This is a genomic window from Acidovorax sp. SRB_24, from assembly GCF_012931925.1.
The window spans coordinates 1-252 of the sequence record NZ_MWOM01000360.1; the positions used below are offsets into that span (position 1 = coordinate 1).

General features: G+C 75.8%; 1 pseudogene. It reads right to left on the reverse strand.

From position 1 onward, the window contains the following. A pseudogene (locus tag B2J89_RS22275) lies at positions 1-212 on the reverse strand (hypothetical protein); the annotation flags it as partial. Between the last annotated feature and the right edge of the window lie 40 nt (positions 213-252).

Sequence of the window (252 nt, forward strand, 5' to 3'; positions counted from 1 at the left end):
GCCGCCGCCAGCGCCGGCAGGGGCGCAAGCTCCGCGGCCGCAAGCGCCTTGCGGGTGCGGCCCACCGCGGGGTCAAACGGCTCGATGCGGTCGGCCGCCGGCACAAACGCCACGGCGGGTTCGGGCGTGCCGCCCCCGCCCCCGCCGCACGCCGTCAGCCCCAGCGCGGCCGCCACGGCACCGATCCAATGCAGAGTTCTCGAGGTCGTCATGGCTGCCCTTTCCAGGTCACCCCGTCACGCACTTGGGCTC